Annotated in this window: 1 protein-coding gene; it reads left to right on the forward strand. The window is 51.1% G+C overall.

From position 1 onward, the window contains the following. Positions 1 to 58: 58 nt before the first annotated feature. Positions 59 to 1,367: phage terminase large subunit family protein (locus tag KDK15_RS01040; RefSeq protein ID WP_257293508.1), on the forward strand; the 1,309-nt coding region annotated here is incomplete at its 3' end.

The following is a 1,367-nucleotide window of genomic DNA, read 5'->3' on the forward strand; positions in this document are numbered from 1 at the left end:
GATAGTGGAACATGGTGATATTCCAGCGTTGGCCCAGTTTACTCAGGAAGTTTAAGGCTTGAAACCAGACACCCGCTTGACGGTTTCCGAGTGGGCTGACCAGAAAAGGATTTTGCCAGCCAAGGCCACCAAAGAGGCTGGCCGATGGCGAACTTCCCGCACACCGTACCTAAAAGAGATCATGGATTGTCTGTCACCATCGTCGCCTGTTGAGCAGGTGGTGTTTATGAAGGGTGCCCAGGTGGGCGGCACGGAATGTGGTAACAACTGGTTGGGCTATGTGATTGACCATACGCCGGGTCCAATGATGTATGTGCTGCCCACGCTGGATATGGCCAAGCGAACCTCCAAGCAACGCATTGCGCCAATGATCGATGAAATGCCGGATCTGCGGGAGAAAGTGAAAGATCCCCGAAGCCGGGATAGCGGCAATACTTTGCTGACCAAGGAGTTTCCCAATGGTGTGCTGATCTTTACCGGAGACAATTCAGCAGCAGGCCTTCGCTTAATGCCTGCCCGTTTTCTGTTTATGGATGAAGTGGATGCCTACGACGATGATGTGGATGGTGAGGGTAGTCCCATCAATCTGGCCATCAAGCGAACGGCCACCTTCAGCCGTAACCGTAAAATCCTGATGGTCAGCACGCCGAACATTGCTGAAACCAGCAAGATTGAAGCGGCTTATGAGAGCAGTGATAAACGACGCTATCTGGTTCCCTGCAATAGCTGTGGACACTACCAGCCGATTGTCTGGGCTCAGATCATTTTTGATAACCATGACCCGGCAACCACCCGGTTTGAGTGTGTGCAGTGTGGCCATAAGCACTATGAAAAAGACAAACCGAAACTGCTCACTAATGGCCATTGGCAGGCTGAAAAGGAAAAGAGCAACAAGGTAGCGGGTTTTCATCTGAGTTCACTCTACAGCCCTAACGGTTGGTACAGCTGGCAAAATGCAGTAGAGGACTTTCTCGCCGCCAAAAGTAACCCGGTACAGTTCAAGGATTGGACCAATACCGTTCTCGGTGAGACATGGACGGAACAAGGTGAGACTGTTGAGCATAGTTTGCTCTACCAGCGACGGGAACATTATCCGGCAGAGGTGCCGTGGTGGGTGGAAATACTGACCGTTGGGTGTGATGTCCAGGATGACCGCTTTGAGTTTGAAGTAACTGGCTGGGGAGCTGGTGAGGAAAGCTGGTCTATTGATTATGTCCGTTTATACGGAGACCTCTCCCGACAAGGTATCTGGGATGCTTTGGCAGATATGCTCCACAAAACTTATACCCGTCAGGATGGCACCAAAATATCAGAGATAACCTCCATGATTACCGAGACAGAATACCAGGCTCTGAAACGGGCAGTGC

It is taken from the genome of Endozoicomonas sp. YOMI1 (genome assembly GCF_024606345.1).
Lineage (GTDB): Bacteria > Pseudomonadota > Gammaproteobacteria > Pseudomonadales > Endozoicomonadaceae > Endozoicomonas.